Origin of the sequence: Novosphingobium profundi (assembly GCF_018491765.1) — a bacterium.
Taxonomy (GTDB): Bacteria; Pseudomonadota; Alphaproteobacteria; order Sphingomonadales; family Sphingomonadaceae; genus Novosphingobium; species Novosphingobium profundi.
This window is the reverse complement of record NZ_JABWCU010000010.1, coordinates 215,099-236,424: the sequence shown is the minus strand read 5'-3', so window position 1 is coordinate 236,424 and position 21,326 is coordinate 215,099. Positions and strand designations below refer to the sequence as shown.

At 65.3% G+C, this 21,326-nt stretch carries 12 protein-coding genes and 1 pseudogene; 3 read left to right on the top strand and 10 right to left on the bottom strand.

The annotated features are described in order from the left end of the window. Positions 1–35: 35 nt before the first annotated feature. The 5 genes from HT136_RS13355 to HT136_RS13335 all read right to left on the bottom strand — a co-directional run bounded on the left by HT136_RS13355 (position 36) and on the right by HT136_RS13335 (position 7,646). On the bottom strand, positions 36–1,127 hold the full coding sequence (locus HT136_RS13355) for a cytochrome-c peroxidase (RefSeq protein ID WP_214200274.1): 1,092 nt from the start codon (positions 1,125–1,127) through the stop codon (positions 36–38). A 50-nt stretch (positions 1,128–1,177) separates the two neighbouring features. Continuing rightward, positions 1,178–3,670 carry a TonB-dependent receptor plug domain-containing protein gene (locus HT136_RS13350; RefSeq protein WP_214200273.1) on the bottom strand — a complete coding sequence of 831 codons (2,493 nt, stop codon included), beginning with the start codon at positions 3,668–3,670 and terminating at the stop codon, positions 1,178–1,180. A 242-nt stretch (positions 3,671–3,912) separates the two neighbouring features. Continuing rightward, entirely contained in the window at positions 3,913–4,350 is a 438-nt protein-coding gene (gene cueR / locus HT136_RS13345; protein ID WP_214200271.1) for a Cu(I)-responsive transcriptional regulator, read from the bottom strand. Further along, positions 4,347–6,680 carry a heavy metal translocating P-type ATPase gene (locus HT136_RS13340; RefSeq protein ID WP_214200269.1) on the bottom strand — a complete coding sequence of 778 codons (2,334 nt, stop codon included), beginning with the start codon at positions 6,678–6,680 and terminating at the stop codon, positions 4,347–4,349. Before HT136_RS13340 ends, cueR begins: the two co-directional genes overlap by 4 nt. 72 nt (positions 6,681–6,752) lie before the next feature. After that, the gene (locus tag HT136_RS13335; protein ID WP_246543692.1) at positions 6,753–7,646 is read right to left on the bottom strand and encodes a LysR family transcriptional regulator; all 894 of its coding nucleotides are present in this window, start codon (positions 7,644–7,646) and stop codon (positions 6,753–6,755) included. Between the two features lie 109 nt (positions 7,647–7,755). On the opposite strand from HT136_RS13335, the pseudogene HT136_RS13330 reads away from it, so the two are divergent. Both HT136_RS13330 and HT136_RS13325 read left to right on the top strand, forming a co-directional pair. After that, positions 7,756–8,789, top strand: a pseudogene (locus tag HT136_RS13330) (aldo/keto reductase). A gap of 23 nt (positions 8,790–8,812) precedes the next feature. Further along, complete coding sequence (locus HT136_RS13325) at positions 8,813–9,988, top strand: MFS transporter (protein ID WP_214200267.1); 1,176 nt, start codon at positions 8,813–8,815, stop codon at positions 9,986–9,988. A gap of 54 nt (positions 9,989–10,042) precedes the next feature. Here HT136_RS13325 and HT136_RS13320 read toward each other — a convergent pair whose 3' ends face one another. The 5 genes from HT136_RS13320 to HT136_RS13300 all read right to left on the bottom strand — a co-directional run bounded on the left by HT136_RS13320 (position 10,043) and on the right by HT136_RS13300 (position 20,156). Next, positions 10,043–10,441 (bottom strand): response regulator transcription factor, encoded by a 399-nt coding sequence (locus HT136_RS13320; protein WP_214200266.1) that lies wholly within the window; start codon positions 10,439–10,441, stop codon positions 10,043–10,045. A 15-nt stretch (positions 10,442–10,456) separates the two neighbouring features. Further along, the gene (locus tag HT136_RS13315) at positions 10,457–11,227 is read right to left on the bottom strand and encodes a response regulator (protein WP_214200264.1); all 771 of its coding nucleotides are present in this window, start codon (positions 11,225–11,227) and stop codon (positions 10,457–10,459) included. After that, a complete protein-coding gene (locus HT136_RS13310) occupies positions 11,187–13,484 on the bottom strand; it encodes an ATP-binding protein (protein WP_214200262.1) in 2,298 nt (765 codons plus the stop codon). The genes HT136_RS13315 and HT136_RS13310 overlap by 41 nt, the downstream gene beginning before the upstream one ends. A 252-nt stretch (positions 13,485–13,736) precedes the next feature. After that, positions 13,737–16,562, bottom strand: a complete 2,826-nt coding sequence (locus tag HT136_RS13305) for a TonB-dependent receptor (RefSeq protein ID WP_214200261.1) — start codon at positions 16,560–16,562, stop codon at positions 13,737–13,739. A 330-nt stretch (positions 16,563–16,892) separates the two neighbouring features. Next, the gene (locus HT136_RS13300; protein ID WP_214200260.1) at positions 16,893–20,156 is read right to left on the bottom strand and encodes a glycoside hydrolase family 2 TIM barrel-domain containing protein; all 3,264 of its coding nucleotides are present in this window, start codon (positions 20,154–20,156) and stop codon (positions 16,893–16,895) included. 175 nt (positions 20,157–20,331) lie between these two features. Between HT136_RS13300 and HT136_RS13295 the strand changes: the two genes are divergently transcribed. After that, positions 20,332–21,108, top strand: a complete 777-nt coding sequence (locus HT136_RS13295; protein ID WP_214200258.1) for a FadR/GntR family transcriptional regulator — start codon at positions 20,332–20,334, stop codon at positions 21,106–21,108. The last annotated feature ends 218 nt before the right edge of the window (positions 21,109–21,326 follow it).

The following is a 21,326-nucleotide window of genomic DNA, read 5'->3' as shown; positions in this document are numbered from 1 at the left end:
TTGCGACGTGATCTCCATATTTCACCGTATGTACATCAGAGGGTTTCCAGAAACGCCACGAGATCAGCCTGTTCCGCCTTGGTAAGGTCCAGCTTCCCGATCAGCGGATCCTTGCGCGGCACGGGGATGCCCGCCTGAGGCTCTGCGCGCTCGACGCCGCCCCCGCCGTTGTAGAAGGCCACCACGTTGGCAAGGCTGCGAAACAGACCGAGGTGCGAATAGGGCGCGGTGCGCGGGAGGCCGAGCAGCGAGGGGGTGCGGAAGCGGCCGACATCCTCGGGATCGCCGGTAACCTCGTAACGACCGGTGTCCTGGAGCCGACGGCCGTAGAACGTCAGCCCGAGATTGTGGAAACGCTGGTCCGAGAGCAGCGGCCCGTTGTGGCAGGCGGCGCATCCGGCCTTGGTCCGAAAAAGGTGCAGCCCGCGCAGCTGCGCATCGTCCAGCAGGGCCGTGCCCTTGCCACCTTGCGCCATGACCCGGGTCCAGATCGACCGGGGCGGGCGCAAGGTGCGCTCGAACGCGGCGAGCGCGGCACCGGCGTCGGCGGCGGTAATCGGGCGCGGGCCGTTGAGAGCGGCAAAGGCTTCGCGATACTGCGCGTCGCGATGGAGAGCCGCCTCGACTTGCGGGATGCTCGAGGCCATTTCCCGAGGATCCAGCATGGGGTGCAGCGCTTGCTCTTCGAGCGTGACGGCGCGCCCATCCCAGAACAGCGGGCGCATCCAGGCCATGGTGTAGAGCGGGAGCGAATTGCGCCGCCCGCGCTGTCGGTCGTGGCCAAAGGCCGTGCGCAGGCCATCGCCCAGGCCCAGTTCGCGATTGTGGCACGAAGCGCAGGCGATCTGGCCCGAGGCGGACAGGGCCGGATCGTCGAAGAGCCGTTGGCCGATCGCGGCCAGCGCCGCGGCCCTTGTGCCGGGAGCGGGCATGTCGGGCAGGGGCGCGAACTCGGTGAACCGGGCGCCCGGCCCCAGCCGGGGCCGGGGCCAGGTCGCGGCGGGCCCCGCGTAAAGCTGGCGCAACACCGCGATGTCCGGCACGGTGGCTTGCGCCTGAATCGACCCGGGCAGGGCGTCGTCCTGGGCTGCGGCATGCCCCACAAGCAGCACACCGCAGGCAAGCATCGCTGCGCGGCGCCAGGCTCGCCGCGAACCTCCCGGGCCGAAGCGTCGCATCAGAAGCGGTAATTGAGGCCGAACCAGAACGAGCGGCCGTATTGGTAGGGTTGCGAGGTTGCCGTGCTGTTGGGCGAGGGCGTGCGGTCGAGCAGGTTGGCAACCCGCACGTCCCCGGTCAGCACACCATAGCTGGAACGGACCAGTTCGGCCTGGGCGTTGAGATTGACGTCCAGCGCCTTGGGGTAGTGGACATAGTCGTAGAGATCGTAGTTCGTACCCTCCACCGTCGCGCTCTCGCCGGTATCTTCGATCTGGTCGAAACTGCCGCGATAGCGCAAGTTCACGTTGGTGGTGATGCGATCGTCAAGCCACAGCGCGGTCCAGGTCAGGTTGGCGATGAAGGGCGAGGCCATGTCTTCGCGCTGGTTGCGGGCTTCCAGTTCGGCAAGCGAGATGACCTGGTCCTCGAAGACGACGTAGTCGGTATCCTCGTCGATCGTGGTCAGGTAGTCGTCGTTGCTGGTCTTGGTCTTCGAAAAGTTGGTGCTGAAGGCCAGGGCGTGCTTGCCGAAGCTGCGGGTGTATTCGAGGCTGAGCCCACGGTAAGTGCTGTGGCCATCGTTGGTGATGACGTAGTTGGTGTATTCGTCGCTCGTTCCGTCGATGAGGGTGGTCGTTTCGGTTTCGCCCTCGGAACGGGTGAATTCGTTGCGGCCCTTGCGGTAGGTGCCCTTCACGCGCAGCGCGCCGCCCAGGATCCGCCCCGACATGGCGGCGGACAATTCGTCCGAATAGGGGGTTTTCTTGTTGCCGTCCGAGTAGGACGTCGAGTGGCTGGTGCTGTAGAGCGTCCAGTCGGCGTCGGAATAGACGAGGCTGTCGCCCGAGGCGGTTCCCGTGCGGCGGTAGGTCAAATTGTCGGGATACTGCTCGCGAAGCGCATAGGCCAGCATCGATCGGCCGTAATAGCGGTTCGCGCCCAGCGTCACGCTCCAACCCGACCAGGGCAGCGCGTAGCTTGCCGAAAGCCGCGGCGAGACCGTGTGGTTGCCAAGGAAGCTTTCCCAGTCGTAGCGCAGCCCCCCGCGCAGTGCCATGTCCCCCAGTTCGAGTTCGTACTGCGTCCAGGCCGCGAGGGAATCGAGCCCGACCTTTGCGCGATAGGCCTTGTAGAGCGAATATTGCTGGAGCGCGTATTCCCCGGTGACGCAGGTCATGCTGTCGCCCTGTGCGCACACGATCGAGGCCGCATCCTCCTCGTCGGTCCCGCGCGAATAGGCATAAGTGTCTTCCGGACGCGATCGCATGGCTTCGATGCGCTGGTAGTCGAAGCCCGCCGAGAGACGCCCCGGTCCGACCGGGGCCGACCAGCGGCCGGTCAGCGCATAGTTGTCCTGCCACTGGTCGACATCGCCAAAGCCGCCGATGGTGCAGTTGGAGGCCGAGCACACGTTGCCGTTGGTGGTGAAGGAGGGGATCGAATAGTTCGTCTCCTGCGCATCGCGGCTCGTGTCCGAGTGCGAAAGGCTGGCCGCGATCGACCACTCGGTCTCGCCCGACCGGGCCAGCTTCACTTGCGAGGTGATGCCGCCGCCCTTGGTCACGAGTTCGTTCTGAACCCCGTTGGCGCTGGCGTATTCGCTTTCGTAGGGGGTGTAGGAAAACTGCCCGGTCAGGGTGAGGTCGCTGGCAAGATCGGCCTCGAGCTTGGCGAGGAAATTGTCGCTCGTGCTCGATTGGGTATAGGGTCGTTCCCCGTAGTTGCTCCCGCGCGTGTAGACGACTTGCGAGCGCGAACGGTTGTAGGCGAGCAAAAGCCCCACGTCCTGGCTGATCGGTGCATCGAGGCTCGCGCCGTAGCGCCACTTCTCGAAGCTGGGCGTGCCGGGCATGTCGCCCTCGTCGATGGTCGCGCGCGAGCCTTGGGAGATCTTGAAATTGGTCAGCGCGTCCGAGGTATAGGACACGGTGGCGCTGCCACCCCAGCTGCGCTTGGGGGCGCGGGTCTGGATGTCGAGGGCGCCACCGGTAAAGCGGCCGTATTCGGCCGAGACGTTGGCATCGCGCAGCGTGATTGCGCCTACGAGGTTGGCGTCGACCCAGAGTGCCTGCGCGCTGGCCCCGGCCGGTTCGGCGTAGTGCGCCGGACTGTCCTGCGTAATGTCGAGGCGCGAATTGGCATCGATGCCGTCGATCGTGATCAGGTTCTCGTAAAAGCGTCCACCCGAGATCGAGATGTCGGCAGGCCGGATGTCCTGGATGTCCTCGCGCGTGGCGAGCCCTTCGTCGCGCGAGAACTGGACGCTGGGAAGCGCCTTGAGAAGCTGGTTGGCATCGCCCGATCCCGGGGCGCGGGCGCGGATTTCCTTCGCGGTGATCGTCGTCGTGCCGGCATCGTTGCCCGCCCCCATGACGTAGCTTTCATCGGCTCGGTCGCCTTCGGCCCGGATTTCCGGGAGCACCTGCTCGGTCACCTCCTGCGCCATGGCGATTGTCGTGTTGGTGGAAAGCGCGGTTGCCAGCAGCAGCCGTGAAAGTGTGCGCCCCATGCGTGTTCGTCCTCTTCGATCCTTGGGGGCGTGCGCATAAGGGCCAAGCCTATATAATGCAAGTGATTCTCATTAGCGATTGGGGGTGCAAAAGTGCGGGTGTGCAGGACATCGTCCGGGCACGGGAAATCCGTGGCCGACCCGCTGCTGCCGCCAATGGCATGAACTTGATAGCACCAGCTCTTGCGCCGGAGCAGTTGGCGGAGCGCCTCATTCCGGAAGATCAATTCCGGACATCTCGCTCATTCGCGAGGCTTGCCGGCGTGTGGCGTACTGGCGCCTGACGTGCTGGAATCACCCGCCATGGTGTCGATGATCGGGCATTCCGGGCGATCGTCTCCGTGGCAATTCGCGGCCAGATGCAACAGGCTTGCGCGCATCCTCGACAGGGCCTGTGCCTTGCGGCCAAGTTCCTCCGCCTTGGCCAGGGCCAGAGCCTTCACTTCCGCGCTGGCGCGGTGTTCGTCCCCCCACAAGGCCAGCAATCCGGCGATCTCGTCGATCGCGAAGCCGAGATCGCGGGCGTTGGCGATGAAGTGCAGCCGGGCCACATCCTCGGCGCCATAGTCGCGATAGCCGCTTTCGCGCCGAGGCGGGGGCGGGATCAGGCCGATCTTTTCGTAATGGCGGATCATCCGCTGCGAGACGCCGGTTTTCGTCGCGGCCTGTCCGATGTTCACAGCCGCACCGCCTTGAGCAGGAGCGCATTGCCAATCACGCTGACCGAAGAGAGCGACATGGCCGCCGCCGCGATGACCGGCGACAGCAGGATACCGAAGTGAGGATAGAGCACGCCCGCTGCCACCGGCACGCCCAGGGCGTTGTAGCCAAACGCGAAAATAAGGTTCTGGCGGATGTTGGACATGACCCGGCCACTGAGCGTCCGGGCCCGCACGATGCCCGTGAGCTCCCCGTTGAGCAGCGTGATGCCCGCGCTTTCGATGGCAACGTCGCTTCCCGAACCCATCGCGATACCGACGTCGGCGGCGGCAAGGGCCGGGGCGTCGTTCACCCCGTCGCCCGCCATCGCGACGATACGCCCTTGCGCGCGCAATCCCGCGATGACCGCACTCTTGCGATCGGGCAGCACTTCGGCTTCCACCTCGTCGATGCCCAGGCGCCGCGCAACCGCCTCGGCCGTCGTGCGATTGTCGCCGGTCAGCATGAGCACGCGGATGCCCGCCGCCTTGAGGGCCTCGATTGCCGGTGCGGTCGACGGCTTCACGGCATCGGCGATGGCGACGATCCCGGCGACCTCCCCGTCCAGAGCGACGAGGATGGCCGTCGCGCCATCGCGGCGCTGCCGGTCGGCCTCGGCGGAGGCGGGCGCCGCGTCGACATCATGTTCGGCCAGGAATCCGGCCGTGCCGATCAGCACGCGCTTGCCCTCGACATGCCCGACCGCCCCCTTGCCCGTTGGGAATTCGGCTTGGTCGACAGGCGGCAGGGTCATGTTTCGTCGCTTGGCTTCTTCGACAACCGCTCTGGCCAGCGGATGCTCGGAGGCTTGCTCCACCGCGGCGGCAAGGCGCAGGAGTTCACCCTCTTCGTGGCCGTTCAGGGCCACCAGTGCCGTGACCGAGGGTTTGCCCTGGGTCAGCGTACCGGTCTTGTCGAGCACCAGGGTGTCGATCTTCTCCATACGCTCCAACGCCTCGGCGCTTTTCACGAGGATGCCGGACTGGGCGCCGCGCCCCACGCCGACCATGATGGACATCGGCGTGGCAAGGCCCAGAGCGCAAGGGCAGGCAATGATCAGCACCGCCACGGCGGCGACGAGCGCATGGGCGAAGCGTGGCTCCGGCCCCCAGGTCATCCATGCGGCGAAGGCCAGCACCGCGACCAGCAGGATCACAGGCACGAACCAGTTCGCCACCTGATCGGCAAGGCGCTGGATCGGCGCGCGTGAACGCTGGGCCTGCGCCACCATCTGGACGATGCGCGCAAGCAGCGTGTCGCGGCCCAGCTTCTCGGCGGTCATGACGAGGCCGCCGGTGGCGTTGATGGTGCCGCCGATCAGGGTGTCCCCCGCCTGCTTGGCGACCGGCAACGATTCTCCCGTGACCATCGCTTCGTCGACCGAGGACGTACCTTCCACCACCGTGCCGTCGACGGGGATCTTTTCTCCCGGGCGAATGCGCAGACGATCGCCGATCTGCAGCGCATCGAGCTCCACGTCCTCCTCGCCCTGATCGGTGATGCGGCGGGCCGTTCGCGGTGCCAGTCCGAGCAGCGCCTTGAGCGCGCCCGAGGTGCGTTCGCGCGCGCGCAGTTCGAGCACCTGCCCCAGCAGGACGAGCACGGTGATCACCGCCGCGGCCTCGAAATAGACCGCAACCGTTCCGTCCGCCCGGCGCAAGGCGGGCGGAAACAGGCCCGGCGCCAGCGTGGCGACCAGGGAATAGCTCCAGGCCACGCCCGTTCCCAGCGCGATGAGGGTGAACATGTTGAGATTGCGGGTGCGCACGGAAGCGGCCGCGCGCGTGAAGAAGGGCCAGCCGGCCCACAGCACCACCGGGGTCGCCAGGACCATCTGGATCCAGCCGGATATCCGCATGGGCACGAGGCTGTGCAGGGCCGGCACGAGATGCCCGCCCATTTCCAGCAGGAACACGGGCAGCGCGAGCACCAGCGCAATCCGGAAGCGGCGGCTCATGTCCACCAGCTCCGCGTTGGGCCCGGTGTCGGGATCGAACATCTCCGGCTCGAGCGCCATGCCGCAGATGGGGCAGGCGCCGGGGTGGTCCTGACGCACCTCGGGGTGCATCGGACAGGTCCAGACGGCCCCTTCCGGCACCACCTGTTCCTCTCCCGAACCGCTCAGCCAGCGCTCCGGATCCTCCACGAAGCGGGCGCGGCACCGCGCGCTGCAGAAATGGAAATCCTGGCCGCCGTGGGCGGCATGGTGCTTGGCCGCGTCGGGATCGACCTGCATGCCGCAAACCGGATCGACTGTCGTCGATGCAGGGGCATGTTCGTGACCGTGCTGGCAATGATGATCTTCGTGCATCGGCGTAACTCCTTGGCCGATGCTGTCTATAAGGCCTGACATTATGTCAGGGTCAAGTCCGCGCTTGCCGCGCTAGCGCAAATGCTCGGCCAGGAAGTCGACGAATACGCGCACGCGGGCGGGTATGCTGGAACCACCGACGAACAGCGCGTGGATCACCTCGACGTCGCCGGGGTTGAACTCTTCGAGCAAGGGGACAAGCTGGCCGCTCTCCAGCTCGTTGCGCACGCTGAACCGCCCGACCCGCGCGATGCCCGCACCCGCCATGGCGAGCTGGCCCAATGTCTCGCCGTTGTTCGCTTCCATGTTGCCCTGCACGGACAAGGCGAAATCTTCGCCCTCGTGACGGAACGGCCAGACCGGTTCGGCGCGGCGGAAGTTGAAGTTGAGGCAATTGAACCGATGGAGGTCCTCGGGAACCCGCGGGCGGCCATGTTCGGCAAGAAAGGCCGGCGATGCCACGATCACGCGGCCCGTCTCCCCGATCTTGCGCGCGGTGAGGGCGCTGTCGGGCAACTTGCCGAAGCGGATGGCGACGTCCGCCTCGCCGGAGGCCACGTCGACCAAGGCGTCGGTGAGAACGATGTCGACCAGGATGTGGGGGTAGAGGGCGGTGAACCGGCCCAGCAGGGGCACGACGCATAGGCGACCATGCGAAAGGGCCGCGCTGATCCTGAGGCGTCCGCGAGGCACGCCCTGGTCGGCGATCCGCTGCTCGGCTTCGTCGAGGTCGGCAAGGATGCGGCGCGCCGCGTTGAGATAGGCCTGGCCTTCGGCGGTGAGCGTCAGCACGCGGGTCGAGCGCAGCAGCAGGCGGACACCAAGCCGCTCCTCGATCCGGTCGATCGCGCGCGCCACCGTCGAGGGGCTCATCGACAGCAGCCGCCCGGCGCCGGAGAAGCTGCCCTGTTCGATGACCGTGGCGAACAGGGCCAGAGCGCGGGCGCGATCCGAACCTGCGCCCATCTTTGCGTTCACTGCATAAATCCTTCGCGTTCCAAGGCGCTACACGGGGCCGATTTGCGAATCCATCTATGCGCCAGGGAAACAGATTTGCGAAGGTGCAATTGCCATCATGGAATACAGACAACTGGGATCTTCGGGCCTGCGCGTCCCTGCGCTGAGTTTCGGCACGGGCACGTTCGGCGGGCAGGGACCACTGTTCAGCGCCTGGGGAAACAGCGATGTCACGCAGGCGCGGCGCCTGATCGACATCTGCCTCGAGGCGGGCGTGACGCTGTTCGATACTGCGGACGTCTATTCGGGCGGGGCCGCGGAGGAAATCCTGGGCCAGGCCATCCGGTCGCGCCGCGCGGAGGTCCTTGTCTCAACCAAGACCGGTCTGCCGATGGGCGACGGGCCGCAGGACTGGGGCGCGTCGCGCGCTCGGCTGATCCGCGCTGTGGAGGATGCCCTTCGCCGGCTCGGCACCGACCGGATCGACCTGCTCCAGCTTCACGCCTTCGACGCTTCGACGCCGGCAGAGGAAGTGATGGCCACGCTGGCCGACCTCGTTCGGGCGGGCAAGATCCGTTACGCGGGCCTGTCCAACTACCCGGGCTGGCAAATCATGAAGGCCCTGGGCCTGGCCGAGCGCCATGGTTGGCCGCGTCTTGCCGCGCACCAGGTCTATTACTCGCTGATCGGCCGCGACTACGAAGCCGAGCTGATGCCATTGGGCGCGGATCAGGGCCTGGGCGCCATCGTCTGGAGCCCGCTGGGCTGGGGCGGCTCACCGGCACGTTCGGGCGCGGTCGGCCCGTTCCCGCAGGCAGCCGGCTTCACGCGACCGAGCCGTTCGCCCCGCCGGTGGAAACCGAATTGCTCTACCGGGTGATCGACGCGCTCGAAGAGGTGGCCGGCGAGACCGGCAAGACCGTGCCGCAAGTCGCGATCAACTGGTTGTTGCAGCGCCCGACCGTGTCCTCGGTCATCATCGGTGCACGCAACGAAGGGCAATTGCGCCAGAACCTCGGCGCAGTGGGCTGGACGCTGAGCGAGGCGCAAATCGCCACGCTCGATGCGGCCAGTCATGTCCTGCCCCCTTATCCCCACACCCCTTATCGCCAGCAGGAGGGCTTCGCCCGCCTCGCTCCCGCCTTTATCTGACGCCATTGCCCGAGGGATTTGCCGTGAAACTCAATCCGGGCCTTCTGGCCCTTGCCGTCGGTGCCTTCGGCATCGGCGTGACCGAATTTGCCCCGATGGGTCTCCTGCCGGTGATCGCGACCGACCTTGGCGTTTCGGTCCCCACCGCAGGACTGCTCATCAGCGCCTATGCGCTTGGCGTGATGCTGGGCGCCCCGCTGATGACGCTGACGACAGGACGCGTGCCGCGTCGGCGTTTGCTGATGGGCCTTGCCGCGATCTTCACGCTCGGCAACCTGCTGGCGGCGGTCTCGGGCAGTTACGCGATGCTGCTGGGGGCGCGGGTGCTGACTTCGCTCAACCATGGGGCCTTCTTCGGCGTGGGGTCCATCGTGGCCGCGGGGCTCGTGCGCGAGGACCGCCGGGCCAGCGCCGTCGCCGCGATGTTCGCAGGACTGACCCTGGCCAATGTCGTAGGCGTTCCGCTGGCGACCTGGGCGGGCGAGCACCTGGGCTGGCGCGCTTCGTTCTGGGGCATCGCCGGCCTCGGCCTCGTCACGATGGCGGCGCTGCGCTTCACCCTTCCTTCGTTTCCCGCACCCCAGGGAGGCAATCCGATGGCCGAATTGCGCGTGCTCGGGCGCAAGCCGGTGCTCACCGCATTGGGCCTCACCGTGGTGGGGTCGAGCGCGATGTTCACGGTTTTCACTTACATCGTGCCGATCCTGCGCACCAAGACCCATGCCTCGCTCGGCTTCGTCACCGCCATGCTGGTCGTTTACGGAATAGGCCTGAGCGTGGGCAACTGGCTCGGGGGCAAGTTTGCCGACAGGTCGGTCGACCGAACGCTGATCGTGACCCTGGCGGGCCTGAGCGCGGTGCTGGTGGCCTTCGCGGCGCTCATGGGGCACGCCTGGCCAAGCGCCGTTCTGATCTTCGCGTGGGGCATTGCCAGCTTCGCGTTGGTGCCCCCGCTTCAGGTGCGGGTGATGAACGCGGCGGGCGATGCACCCAACCTGGCTTCGGCGGTCAATATCGGAGCCTTCAACCTTGGCAATGCGCTGGGCGCGGCGCTGGGCGGCGGGGTGATCGCCCTGGGCCTTGGCATGCCTGCGGTCGCCCTGGCCGGTGCGGCGACATCGGCGATCGGCCTCGGCGCTGTCCTTGTGGGAACACGCCGATCCGTCCCGAAGGGTCTGAGGGCCGTCAAGGCCTCGTGAATTGTCGTCGTTCGTGCTTCGAAGCGCGCCCGATGGCCCCCCTGGGCAAGTTGCTCAGGGCGCCACGATCCCGCCCGGCACCGCCGGCTGCGCGGCGAGAAGTGCCTCGACGCGCCGTTGGAGTTCCTCGCAGGCAAAGGGCTTGGTCATGAAGTCGCTGGCTCCGCTGCGGTAGGCCAGGATCTCGTTGCCCGGATGGATGCTGGCCATCAGGACGAGCACGGGAATGCCAGCCAATTCCGGGTCGCCGCGCATCTGGGCAAGGACTTCATGCCCGCACATGCGCGGCATCTGCTCATCGAGAATGACCAGGTGCGGCAGGGTCTGGCGAATGCTTTCGAGAGCCTCATCGCCATCCCTGAGCCACAGCACGCGATGGTCAACCGCTTCGAGGCAACGCGTCACGATGCTTCCAACGATGGGGTCGTCCTCGGCCATAACGATTCGAGCCATTGTCGGCATCCTCCGTCAGTTGTTCGATGTCCTCGGGGTCATTCCCAGCAACGCCCCATCGCCGCGCTCCTGCAGGGCGAGCCATGCCTGCTCCATGCTCATTTCCCCGAGATCCCGCTCGAGCCGCGCGGCCGCCTTGCCGAGCGCATCTTGCGCGAAGAAGCCGGCGGATCCGGCCAGCTGATGCAGTTCGCGCCGGAAGTCGGTTCGCTGCGCGCAGGTGAATTCGCGCCCCCCTTCGAGCGTACGGATCGTCGCGAGCACCCGGTTGCGCCGCTCCTCATAGGCGTTTTCGAGGTCGTCCAGTTCGAGCCCGAAACGTTTCCCGCCGTGGGGCGGCAGGACCTTCAGGGCGGCGTCCGCGTCCACCGCCTGGCTCAGTGGCTCTGCGCAGCGGGCCTCGCGGGCCGCGTTCCAGATGGCGTTGAGATGGTCCCATAGCGTCAGCGGATCGAACGGCTTGGCGATGACGGCTGCGGCCCCGGCCGCGCGCAGGACCTGCGGTTCGAGGGTTTGGGCCTTGGCGGTCATGAATACCGCAGGAACATGGGCCAGACTTTCAATCTGGCGCAGTCGCGCCAGTGTCTCGATACCGTCCATGCCTGGCATCATCACGTCGAGCAGCAGGATTTCGGGCGCGAAGTCCGGCGCCTTTTCGATGGCTTGCGCACCGGACGCGCAATGTTCGACCACACCCGCACCGAAATCCTCGATCGCCATGATGGCGAGGGGATAGATGACCGGATCATCCTCGACATAAAGGACCCGTTCGAGCTTGTTCGGCATCTCTCCACACCTCTTGCCTCGCAGCACCCTGAAGCGGAATTTCGATCACGAAGGTCGCGCCTCGCCCCTCCACGCTCTCGAAGCCGATCGTGCCAGAGAAATTCTCAACAATCGCCTTCGTGATACTAAGGCCAAGTCCCGATCCGCTCTTGGCGCGCGCGTCCGAACCGTCGGCCTGGGCAAAGCGGGTGAAGATCTTGTCCCGGAACGAGAGCGGGATACCCGGTCCCTGATCGGCCACGCGAACTTGCACCGTTCCCTTGCCCGTGGGCCGCACCGTGATGCGCACGCGTCCGCCCGGAGGCGAGAACTTGATCGCGTTCGAGAGCAGGTTGCCCAGAGCCTGCCCGAAGCGCACCGGATCGACCGCGCAGGCGAGCCGCGTCGGCGCGGTGTCGAGAACGAGCTTCACCGCCACGCTTTCGCCCAGCGCCTGGTAGCGCTCCACCGTTTCCCCGACCAGCGCGGCGAGGTCGCACGGCACCGTGGTGTAGTTCATCCGGCCCGCCTGAAGCCTTTGCAGGTCGAGAATGTCGTTCACCAGTTCGTGCAGCCGTTCGCTGCCCTGGCACGCGGAAGCGAGCAGGTGGTCGGCCTTGGCGTCGCCCTTGCCGGCCATGCGGTGGTGCAACATGGTCAGCGCCGCGCGGATCGCGGTGAGGGGGGTGCGCAGCTCGTGGTTGACCGTCGAGATGAACTCGTTTTGCAGGGCCTCCATCTCCTTGCGCGGGGAGATGTCGCGCAGGACGCAGGTCAGGATCGAAGCCCCGTCCGGCATGCGGATCTCGCTCATCGAAAGCTCGATCGGAAACAGCGTTCCGTCGGCCCGGCGCGCCTCGCGTTCGATCACTTCGCCCAGGTCCGCCTCGTCGCCGGTGGGGGACATCAGCATGGACAAGGGCTGCCCGGCCGCCTCGGCGTACCCATAGCCGAAAAGGCGTTCGGCTGCGGGATTGAAGTCGAGGATGCACCCGTCCTGATCGACCGACACGATCGCGTCGCACACGTTGCCGATGATCGCGACCTGGCGGGCCTGCTGGCTGCGCCGGATTTCCAGCAACGCCGCGAAGGCCCGGGCCAGCAGCCCGGCCTCGTCCTCGCGCGCGGTGGGCAGATCGGGTTCGCTTCCGGTTCGCATCGCATGGTCGATGGAGCGGGTCATGCTGGTGAGCGGCTTCATCACCCGTACGCTGACGGCCAGCGTGATGACAATCGCAAGCAGCATCAGGGGAATGGAAAGCAGGAGGCCGTTGCGCAAGGTCTGCTGCGCGGGGGCATAAAGCGTCGCGTTCGGTACGCGCAGCGTCACCACCACGGGGGAGGCGTTGTCGCCGTCGGGGGCGGGCAGGCGGGCGCTCGCAAACAGGCTTCCATCGCGGTTCGACGTCCATACCGCGCGCCGGTCGGCGAGCAGGCCGGGGGGCAGCGGCAAGCCCGAATAGGCGGGGTCCTCGTGAAACATGAAAGGCGCGACGCGTCCGCGCGCCGAGCGGGTGATGAAGTCGCCCTGGAGAGTTGCGATCGTCATCGCATGGCCGATCGCGACCGAGCGCGCAAATCGGCTCAGGAGGGCGCCGTAGTCCTCGTTGATCACGATCAGCCCGACGATGCGGGCGCGTACATCGTAGACCGGCACGATCACGCGCAGGGTCGGGACGCGCGGTTCCTCGATGCGGCCATGTTCGCGGTTATAGGTGATGGCCGTGAAGAAATATTCGCCTTCCTTCAGCCGGATGCCTTTCTGGAAGTAGTCGCGCGCGCACTTTCGCTGGAGCTTCGCCGTCGCCACATCCACCAGGCGGCCCGCTATGCGGTTCACCCGGATGCGTTCGCGGCCGCAGTCGTCCAGGCCGATCAGGCGCACTTGCGTGTAGGCCGAGCGGGCCTGCATGATCGCACGGAACAGCACCCTGGCGCGATATTCGAGTTGGGCGCGCGTCGATCCGTCGACCGGGTCCACGTCATCGTTGCGCAGCGCGCGCAGCAGGCCCTGGACCGCCTCGACTTTCGAGAGTGTGAAGGCGTCGTTCTGGAGCTGGTCGTAGTCCTCCAGCAGCTGCCGCGCGAGCAAGCGACTTTCGAAGGCCACGTCGCGCTCGGCGGCCTGTCTAAGTGCGTCCTGATTGCTGATGAAATTCGAGATGATCAACGCGCCGCTGGTCGACAGGCAGATGAAGACACCCAGGGCATATATCCGGCCGCGCAAGGACCGTCTGAGCCCGATGGGCTGCGCAACGCCAGCTTGCCCTTTCGTCATGCTTCGTTTCGCTCCGCCCGGACGGACGCCATCCGCCTGTAGAGCCCAAGCGCTCGGCCTGGACCACGAAAGACACCGTCGGCATTCTTGGAGTGCGCGCTTTAATCTCCGTTAAACGGGCCATGGGTATTCGCGCTTTGCGGGCTGAACGGGGGCAAGTCCTTTCAAGAGCGCGCCGGGCGATCGTCGCATTGGAGCCCCGGGCAAAAGGGCACCGGGCATGTCCGCGACATGCTCCGGCGCAGGGAGGGTTCAGTAGGTCGCGCGGATCGAGAAGCCGAACCGGCGGTCGTTCAGGGTATATTGCAAGGGCTGGCTGGGGGTGCCGATGTAGGTCATGTTCATCCGGTTGGTGAGGTTCACCGCGTCGAACGAGAGCGCGATCTGGCGGGTCACGTCGAAACTGACCGAGGCATCGAGCGAGGCGTAAGGCGCCTGGAACTGCGGGATGCCGTTGGCCCCGCTGCCATAGGTAGTGTCGAGGTACTTGCCGCGCCAGCTCCAGGCGAGGCGGGCCGTGACCGGCCCCTTCTCGTAGAGGCCGACGAGGTTGTAGCTGTGCTTGGACAGCTTCTCGAGCGGCACCTGTTCGGGAATGTCGCTGCCGCTGGTGGCGAAGGGGTTCGTCACGTTGCTGTCGACGAAGGTGTAGTTCGCCTGGAGGCCGAGGCCACCGAGCAGTCCGGGCAGGAAATCGAAGAATTGCTGGTAGGCCACTTCGAAGCCCTTGATCGTGCCCTTGCCGGAATTGACCGTGGTGCTGATGTCGTACGCAGTGCCGTTGTACGTGCGCACCACCGTGCCGCTCGCCAGGAAACCGTCGACCTTCTTGTAGAACAGGCCTCCGGTCAGCGACCCGGTGCGGGCAAAATACCACTCCAGCGTCGCGTCGAAATTGGTCGAGGTGATCGGCTTGAGATAGGGATTGCCGGAGGAGCCCGTCGGCCGTCCCGTATCCGGGTTGAGTTGCGCGATCGGATTGAGCGTGACGTTGGTCGACATCACGTCGAAGTTCGGCCGTGCGAACGACTTGGAGAACGCGAAGCGGGCCTGCAACTGGTCGGTAAGGTGCGCGCGCAAATTGAAGGTGGGCAGCAGCTTGGTGTAGCGGCGATCGACACTCAGAGGACTGGTGGTGTCATCCTCGTTGAAGACCGTGCCGGCCGATCCCGTGGTCGTATTCACGAGGCGAAGCCCGGCGGTGCCGTCGAAATCCAGCCCGAACAGGCTCGAGCCGTAATCGGCCATCACGAACCCGGCCCAGGTGCGCTCGGTCTGGTGGTTGAGATCGGACGCGGCGAAGTAGTCCTTCGGGCTGGTGTTGAACAGGGCCTCGGTCTTGGTGATGCTGTCCCACAGGCTCGAGCCCGACGCGAAGTTGGGATAGAGGATCCCGCCGGCCAGCGTGTTGCCATCGAAGAAGTTGCTCGAAGGACCGGACATAACCAGTTCGGGATGCTCGGAAACCGGGATGAACGTCGTTCCGGCCGGAGCGTCGCAGGCCGGATTGGCGCCGCTGGGGACCAGGCAGAAGGCATTCCAGGTGCCGCGCAAGTCCACCGTGCTTTTCGAGAACCGTACGCCCGCGCGAAGTTTCTGCAGGAAGCTGCCGTCTGCCTCGTACGCGAGGTCATAACGCAAGGCCAGCTGGTCGGCGTCGTTGCGCTGGAGCGCATCGGCCATGTAGGTGAAGGCATAGTTCGACGGATCGGCGAGCGCGGCCGGATCGGCGACGTTCCAGGTCGGGTATTTGCCGCGCAGGTCGAAGGTCACGATGTTCTGGTGCAGGGCGGTGTACGGCGTCTCGCCCGACTTGTCGTACTGCGAGATCACGAAGCCGTTGCGATCGGCGTCATAACTGGATTTCAGGTACTGCGCATCAAAGGTCATCGTCAGCCGGTCGCTGGCCTTCCACTGCGCGTTGAAGGTGTAGTTGCCGGTGGTGTCGGTCAGGTCCTGGTCGTAGCGGGCGGACTCGAAGACCTGGTTCGCCAGCGTGCCCGAGGTGGCATAGCCGTTCTCGTCGAACGTGAAGTCCGCACCGTCGAGCGGGGTCGAGATGGGATTGCCGTCGGCATCGACGTTGCCGTTGTTGTTGAAGTAGTAGTATTTGCCCTGCCGGTAGAACCTGTAGCGCGAATAGAGCGCCTGCACGGTGAGCAGCAGGTCGGGCGTGGCCTGCCATTGCAGCGCTCCGGCAACGCCCAGACGCTTGCGGTTGCCGCCATCGTCGTAGATCTGTTCACCGAGGGGAACTTGCGCGTTGTCGGGGGCGCCGGGGATGGTCACGCCGTCCGGGATCGGGGCGTATTGCCCGATCAGGATCGCATCCTGACGATACGCGCTCTTGGCGTAGCTCGCGTTCAGCAGGACGCCGATTTCGCCGATCGCGGTGTCGAAGCGGTTGCTGTAGAGCGCCGAGGCCGAGCCGCCGAACTTGTCCGCACGGTCGTAGTAGTTGCCTTTGAGCGTGGTGCTGATGACCTGCCCGGGCGAATCGAAGGGCAGGCGCGTGCGGATGTTGACCACACCGGCAATGTCGCCCTCGATCGTGTCCGCGGGCGGGTTCTTGAACACGTCGATCCCGGAAAGCATTTCCGGGGGCAGGGCTTCGAGATCGAGCGAGCGACCACCCGAGGCGGAAATCGCCGCGCGTCCGTCGATGAAGTTGCTCACTTGCGTCAGGCCGCGCACGGTGATCGCGGGCTGGGTGCGGTGGTCGAAATCGGTCGCGCCTTCGCCGTAGCGGCGCTGTATCTGCACGCCGGTGATACGCTGAAGCGCCTCGACGGTGTTGGCGTCGGGCAACTTGCCGATATCCTGGGCTTCGACCGAATCCACGATTTGCTGCGAATTGCGCTTGTTCGCCTGGGCGTTCTGAAGGCTGGCGCGCACGCCGGTGACGATGATCTCACCCGCCGAGGGCGAGGTCGACGCATCGCCCGGCTGTGTCGTGACCGAAGCCTCGGCGGGCCCGGCGCCATCCTGTGCCTGGGCGATGGCGGGCAGCGCGAAGGCGGCCGCACCGGCAGCCAAAGTGGACGCGCCAAAAAGAAAGCGATTGCAGCGCCTTTCCATAGACCTCTCTCCCATGTGGCCGGTTTTGCCGACCTGATTCGTTATGAGAGAACCTAATGTTCGATATATTGTCAGACAAGTATAATATTGCTCGTTCATTTCCAGAACTGACAACTTAATGGAAGTGCGCGAGTTAAGTTAATGATCTTTAGTCCTATACGCCATGAATCGAACAGCGATTTGGAGTGGTGACATGCTGAACTGGCTTTCCAGGCGAGCTCATGATTAAGACTAGTAGGACAAATTATAAGTTCGCCGGCTTCAATGGCGCCAGGAGAGGGCGATCTCGATGCAACCACGACTCACGCCTCCTGCGCCACTCGGCCCGGCTCAGTCGTTTTCGCTTTCCGCTTCCGTTTCGCGCGCATCGCGCGCCTTGCTCGGGGTCGTTCCGGCCCCTTCGTACGGCGTCAGCCGGAAATGCACCTGCCTCGGCTCGGCCGTGGTGCGGTATTTTTCCAGTGGCTTGCCGAACTCGCTCCACTGGGTATCGCCCCCCAGGCCCCACTGCGCACTGTCGATCAGCAAGGAGCCATTGCCGTGCGGCACGACATCGGTGGACTTCCAGGTGCCCGGCGCGCGTCGAAACAAGTCGGAATAAGGGAAGGCAAGCGCGTTCATCATCAGCGGCTGGGGCCCCTCGACCCGCACACCCCGCGCGTTCGCACCGGTATCGGTGCCCACTTCCATCCAGCGCACATCCACCTTGTTGCCGGTCTCCTGCGGGCGGATGTAGTCGTGCGCCTGATCGGCGAGCGACCCGCGCCACAGACCGATCGGAGCCGAGGTCTTGCGGTCGACATAGCTTTCATGGGGGCCGCGCCCGTACCACTCGAGGTTGCGGTAGTCCTGCGGCATGTCGAACCACAGGCCCACCCGGAAGGGTGGCGGCAGATCCGTCGCGACCGGCTCCAACGCCCCGGCCACGTCCACGGAGCCGTCGCCGGCCATCGTGTAGGTGGTGGTGAAGCGCGCTTCGTCTGCTCCCAGATCAAAGACGACAGCGATTTCGCCCCGACCGTCGGCAAGCTGGCGAGGGGTGACGCTGCGCACCTTGCGCGAGCTGCTCAACGTCTTCCAGACGGCCAGTTGCTTGTCAGTGCCGATGCCGATGTCGTTGTCGGTGACGGCGCGCCAGAAATTGGGTCTGCCGCCGGACAGCAACGGGGTGCCGTGCGCCGCGTAACTCTTCACCAATCCGGTCGTGCGATCGACCGAGAGCGTCGTCCCGCGCGCGGAAAGCGTGACTGCCCCATTCACCGTTGCCAGGGTGACCGGACCGGCTACAGGATCTGCCAGTCGGTCTGCGGGCGCCGCGAGTGCAAATTGCTCCCAACCAAGGACCGTCCCGGCCTTCACCAGTGCAATCGCGCCGGCTTTCGCCTTCGCCCGCACCGTCACGAAATACTCGCGGCCCGCGCGCCTGGCGATTCCCGCCAGCGGCACCGCGAGCTCTCCGGTCGCATGCGCTGCGACGGGCACCACATCGAGGGTACCTCCGGCCACCCGCACGCCATCCTCGTCCAGCTCCCATTCGAAATCGAAAAGCGACGTGTCGCGAAAATCCTGCCGGTTGGTGAGGCTTGCCGTGCCGGTGGCCGGATCGAACCGGGCGAAGGTGACCGGGGCATAGACCTTGCGCAACTCGTAGAGCGCGGGATTGGGCGTGCGATCGGACTGAAGCAGACCGTCGCCGAACTCGATATCCCCGCCCGGGTTCGGGCCATATTCGCCGCCATCGCCCCAATAGCGGCGGCCATCCTTGGCATAACGGTACATCGACTGGTCCACCCAGTCCCAGACGAAGCCGCCCTGCAGCTTGTCCGGATGGGCGTGGACGACATCCCAGTAGTCCTGGAGATCGCCGCCGGAATTGCCCATCATGTGCGCGTATTCGCACTGGATCATCGGTTGCCGGAAGTTCCAGTTGGTGGCGTAATCGGCCATCTTGACCGCGGGATCGTACATCGGGGCATAGATGTCGGCGTACCAGTTGGGGCGGTGATCGCCGATCCCGTCCCACGTGCCCCAGCCCAGGTAGCTGACCAGCCGGTCCGGATCGCGCGCCTTCGCGGCCCTCGCGGCCGCCTCGAAATTGGGGCCTATGCCCGCCTCGTTCCCCAGCGACCAGAAGATTACCGAGGGATGGTTCTTGTCGCGCTCGATCATGTTGGCAACGCGGCTGACATGCGCCGCGCGCCAGGCCGGATCGAAGCCGAGCTGATATTTCGCGCGCTCGGCGGGATGCTTGTTGGCGTAGTCCATGTAGGCGTGGCTCTCGATGTTCGCCTCGTCCATGACGTAGAGCCCATAGCGGTCGGCCAGCGTATAGAGGTAGGGATCGTTGGGGTAGTGCGAGGTGCGTATCGCGTTGATGTTGTTGCGCTTCATCAAGGCGATGTCGCGTTCCATCGATGCGTGCGAGATGACATGGAAAGTTTCGGGATCATGTTCGTGGCGGTTGACGCCGCGAATGGTGATGGGCTTGCCGTTGACGCTGACGAGGCCGTTCACGATCTCGACCTTGCGAAAGCCCACGTCGCGCGCGGTGGACTGGAGGACCTGTCCCTTCGCATCCACCAGTTCGGTGACGAGCGTGTAGAGGTTGGGCGTTTCGGCGGACCAGGTCCGCACGGCGGGGACGTCGGCGCGCAGTGTCACGCCGCGCGCCTTGTCCGCGGGAGCAAGCGGGGCCTGCTTTGTCAGCACCGGCGTGTCGCCATCGAGCAGCACCATCCGCACGGCGGCCGAAGTGCCCGGACTGACCGCGAAGTCGACGGCAAGCGTGCCCTCGCGGTAGCTCCCGTCCAGCCCGGCATGGATGAACACGTCGTCGATATGCGTCTGCGGGCGCGCAAAGAGATAGACCGAGCGTTCGATCCCGGAAACCCGCCAGAAATCCTGATCTTCCAGATAGCTGCCATCCGACCAGCGAAACACCTGGATAGCGATCGTATTGCGGGTGCCGGGCTTCAGGAAGCGGGTGACGTCGAACTTGCTTGGGAGCTTGGAATCCTTCGAAAAACCAACCTTCTCGCCATTGACCCAGACATAGTAGGCCGAGCCCGCCGCGCCGATGTGGAGAACGAGGTCTTGCCCTTGCCAATTCGCCGGAACCGCGACCTCGCGGCGGTAGGAGCCAACCGGATTGGTCGCATGGGGGATCAAGGGGCGATCGGCGGGGAAGGGATAAGCGATATTGTTGTAACGCGGTTGGTCGAAGCCATGCGCCTGCCAGTCGGCGGGCACCGGAATATCCTTCCAGCCCGACGCGTCGAAGCCGGGCGCTGCGAAACCTTGCGGCAGGTTGTCGGCGAAGGCGAGAGCGAACTTCCACGTGCCGTCCAGCGAGATATGGCGCGCGGACGCACCCCGATCCCCGGCCAAGGCAAGATTTCTGCTTTCAAAGGGAAATCCGGTGCTTGTCGCAGGAAGTTTACCCCAGGCCTGAACCAAGGGGTTTTCCCAATCGGGTCGTGCCGGGTCGACCTGGACCGGCTCGACCCGGGGGGCGTCCGGCGCCGCTGCTGCCAGAGCGCTGGCGAGCGCTCCGCAAAGCGCTATGATGGATATGGCGGCGGTGCGTATCCGCATGGTCCTCTCCCCCGATGGTATTGTGATCGCCCTGCCGACGATGCGTTTCTTGTCCGACATTATATTTATGATGCGATAAATCAACCGACAGGATGAATGGAAATCCATTGCCTGGTTCGAAAATCTGACTTTTACTTGGCTGACAAATACAAATGTACAACTTGCAGGGGCAAAGATGGTGAGCGTAGCGCGGGAGCGGCGGCAGCCGGCGCACACGATGGTATCGCGAAAACTTGGCGTGGCGATCGTCACCGGGGTCTATCCGCCCGGCAGCGTGTTGCCCGGTGAGTTCGAGATCGTCGAACAGCAGGGTGTCTCACGATCCGTCGTGCGAGAGGCGTTGCGCATGCTGGCCGCCAAGGGCCTTGTGGAAAGCAAACCCAAGCTGGGGACGCGGGTACGCGATCGGCGCGCGTGGAACACGTTGGACCCCGACGTCCTCGAATGGATGTTCGAAGGCGAACCCCCCGCCACTTTCGTCAAGAACCTGTTCGAACTGAGGCTCATGGTCGAGCCCGCTGCCGCTGAGCTGGCCGCGACCAAGCGATCTGCGGGGCAGATTTCGGTGATGGGTCATGCACTTGAGCGAATGGCCCTGCACTCTCTCCAGAGCGCCGAGGGCCAGGTGGCGGACCAACAGTTCCACGCCGCGATCCTGGAGGCGACCGACAACGACCTCATCATCAACCTGGCCGCGATCATCGGCGCGGCGGTCCGTTGGACAACGCTTTTCAAGATCCGCAAGACCGGGCGCCCGCGCGATCCCATCGGGGAACATCGCCGCCTGTTCGAAGCCATCGTCGAAGGCGACGGCGCGAAGGCCCGCGCCGCGACGATCGAACTGATCCAATTGGCAGAGCAGGACACCCAGGCGGTCTTGCAGGAGCCCCAGCGGACGGAAACGAAGCCGAAGTCGGGCAAAGGCCGGCCTCGCGCGACACGGATGCCCTAGATCGCCCGGAAAACGTCTTCTTCCTGCCGGCAAAAGCCTAGTCCCCGCTCCGGGCTTGACCTCTTGCGTCTTGGCAATATTGTCAGACAAATAAGAAATTCGGGAAAGGGGCCGCAATGGCGCACGACGACACCAGGGCGCAGGATCGGGGTGCAACCGGCGAGATGAGCCGGCATCATGGCGACGGCAAGAGGCGCCGTGCACCATGCAAAGGTACC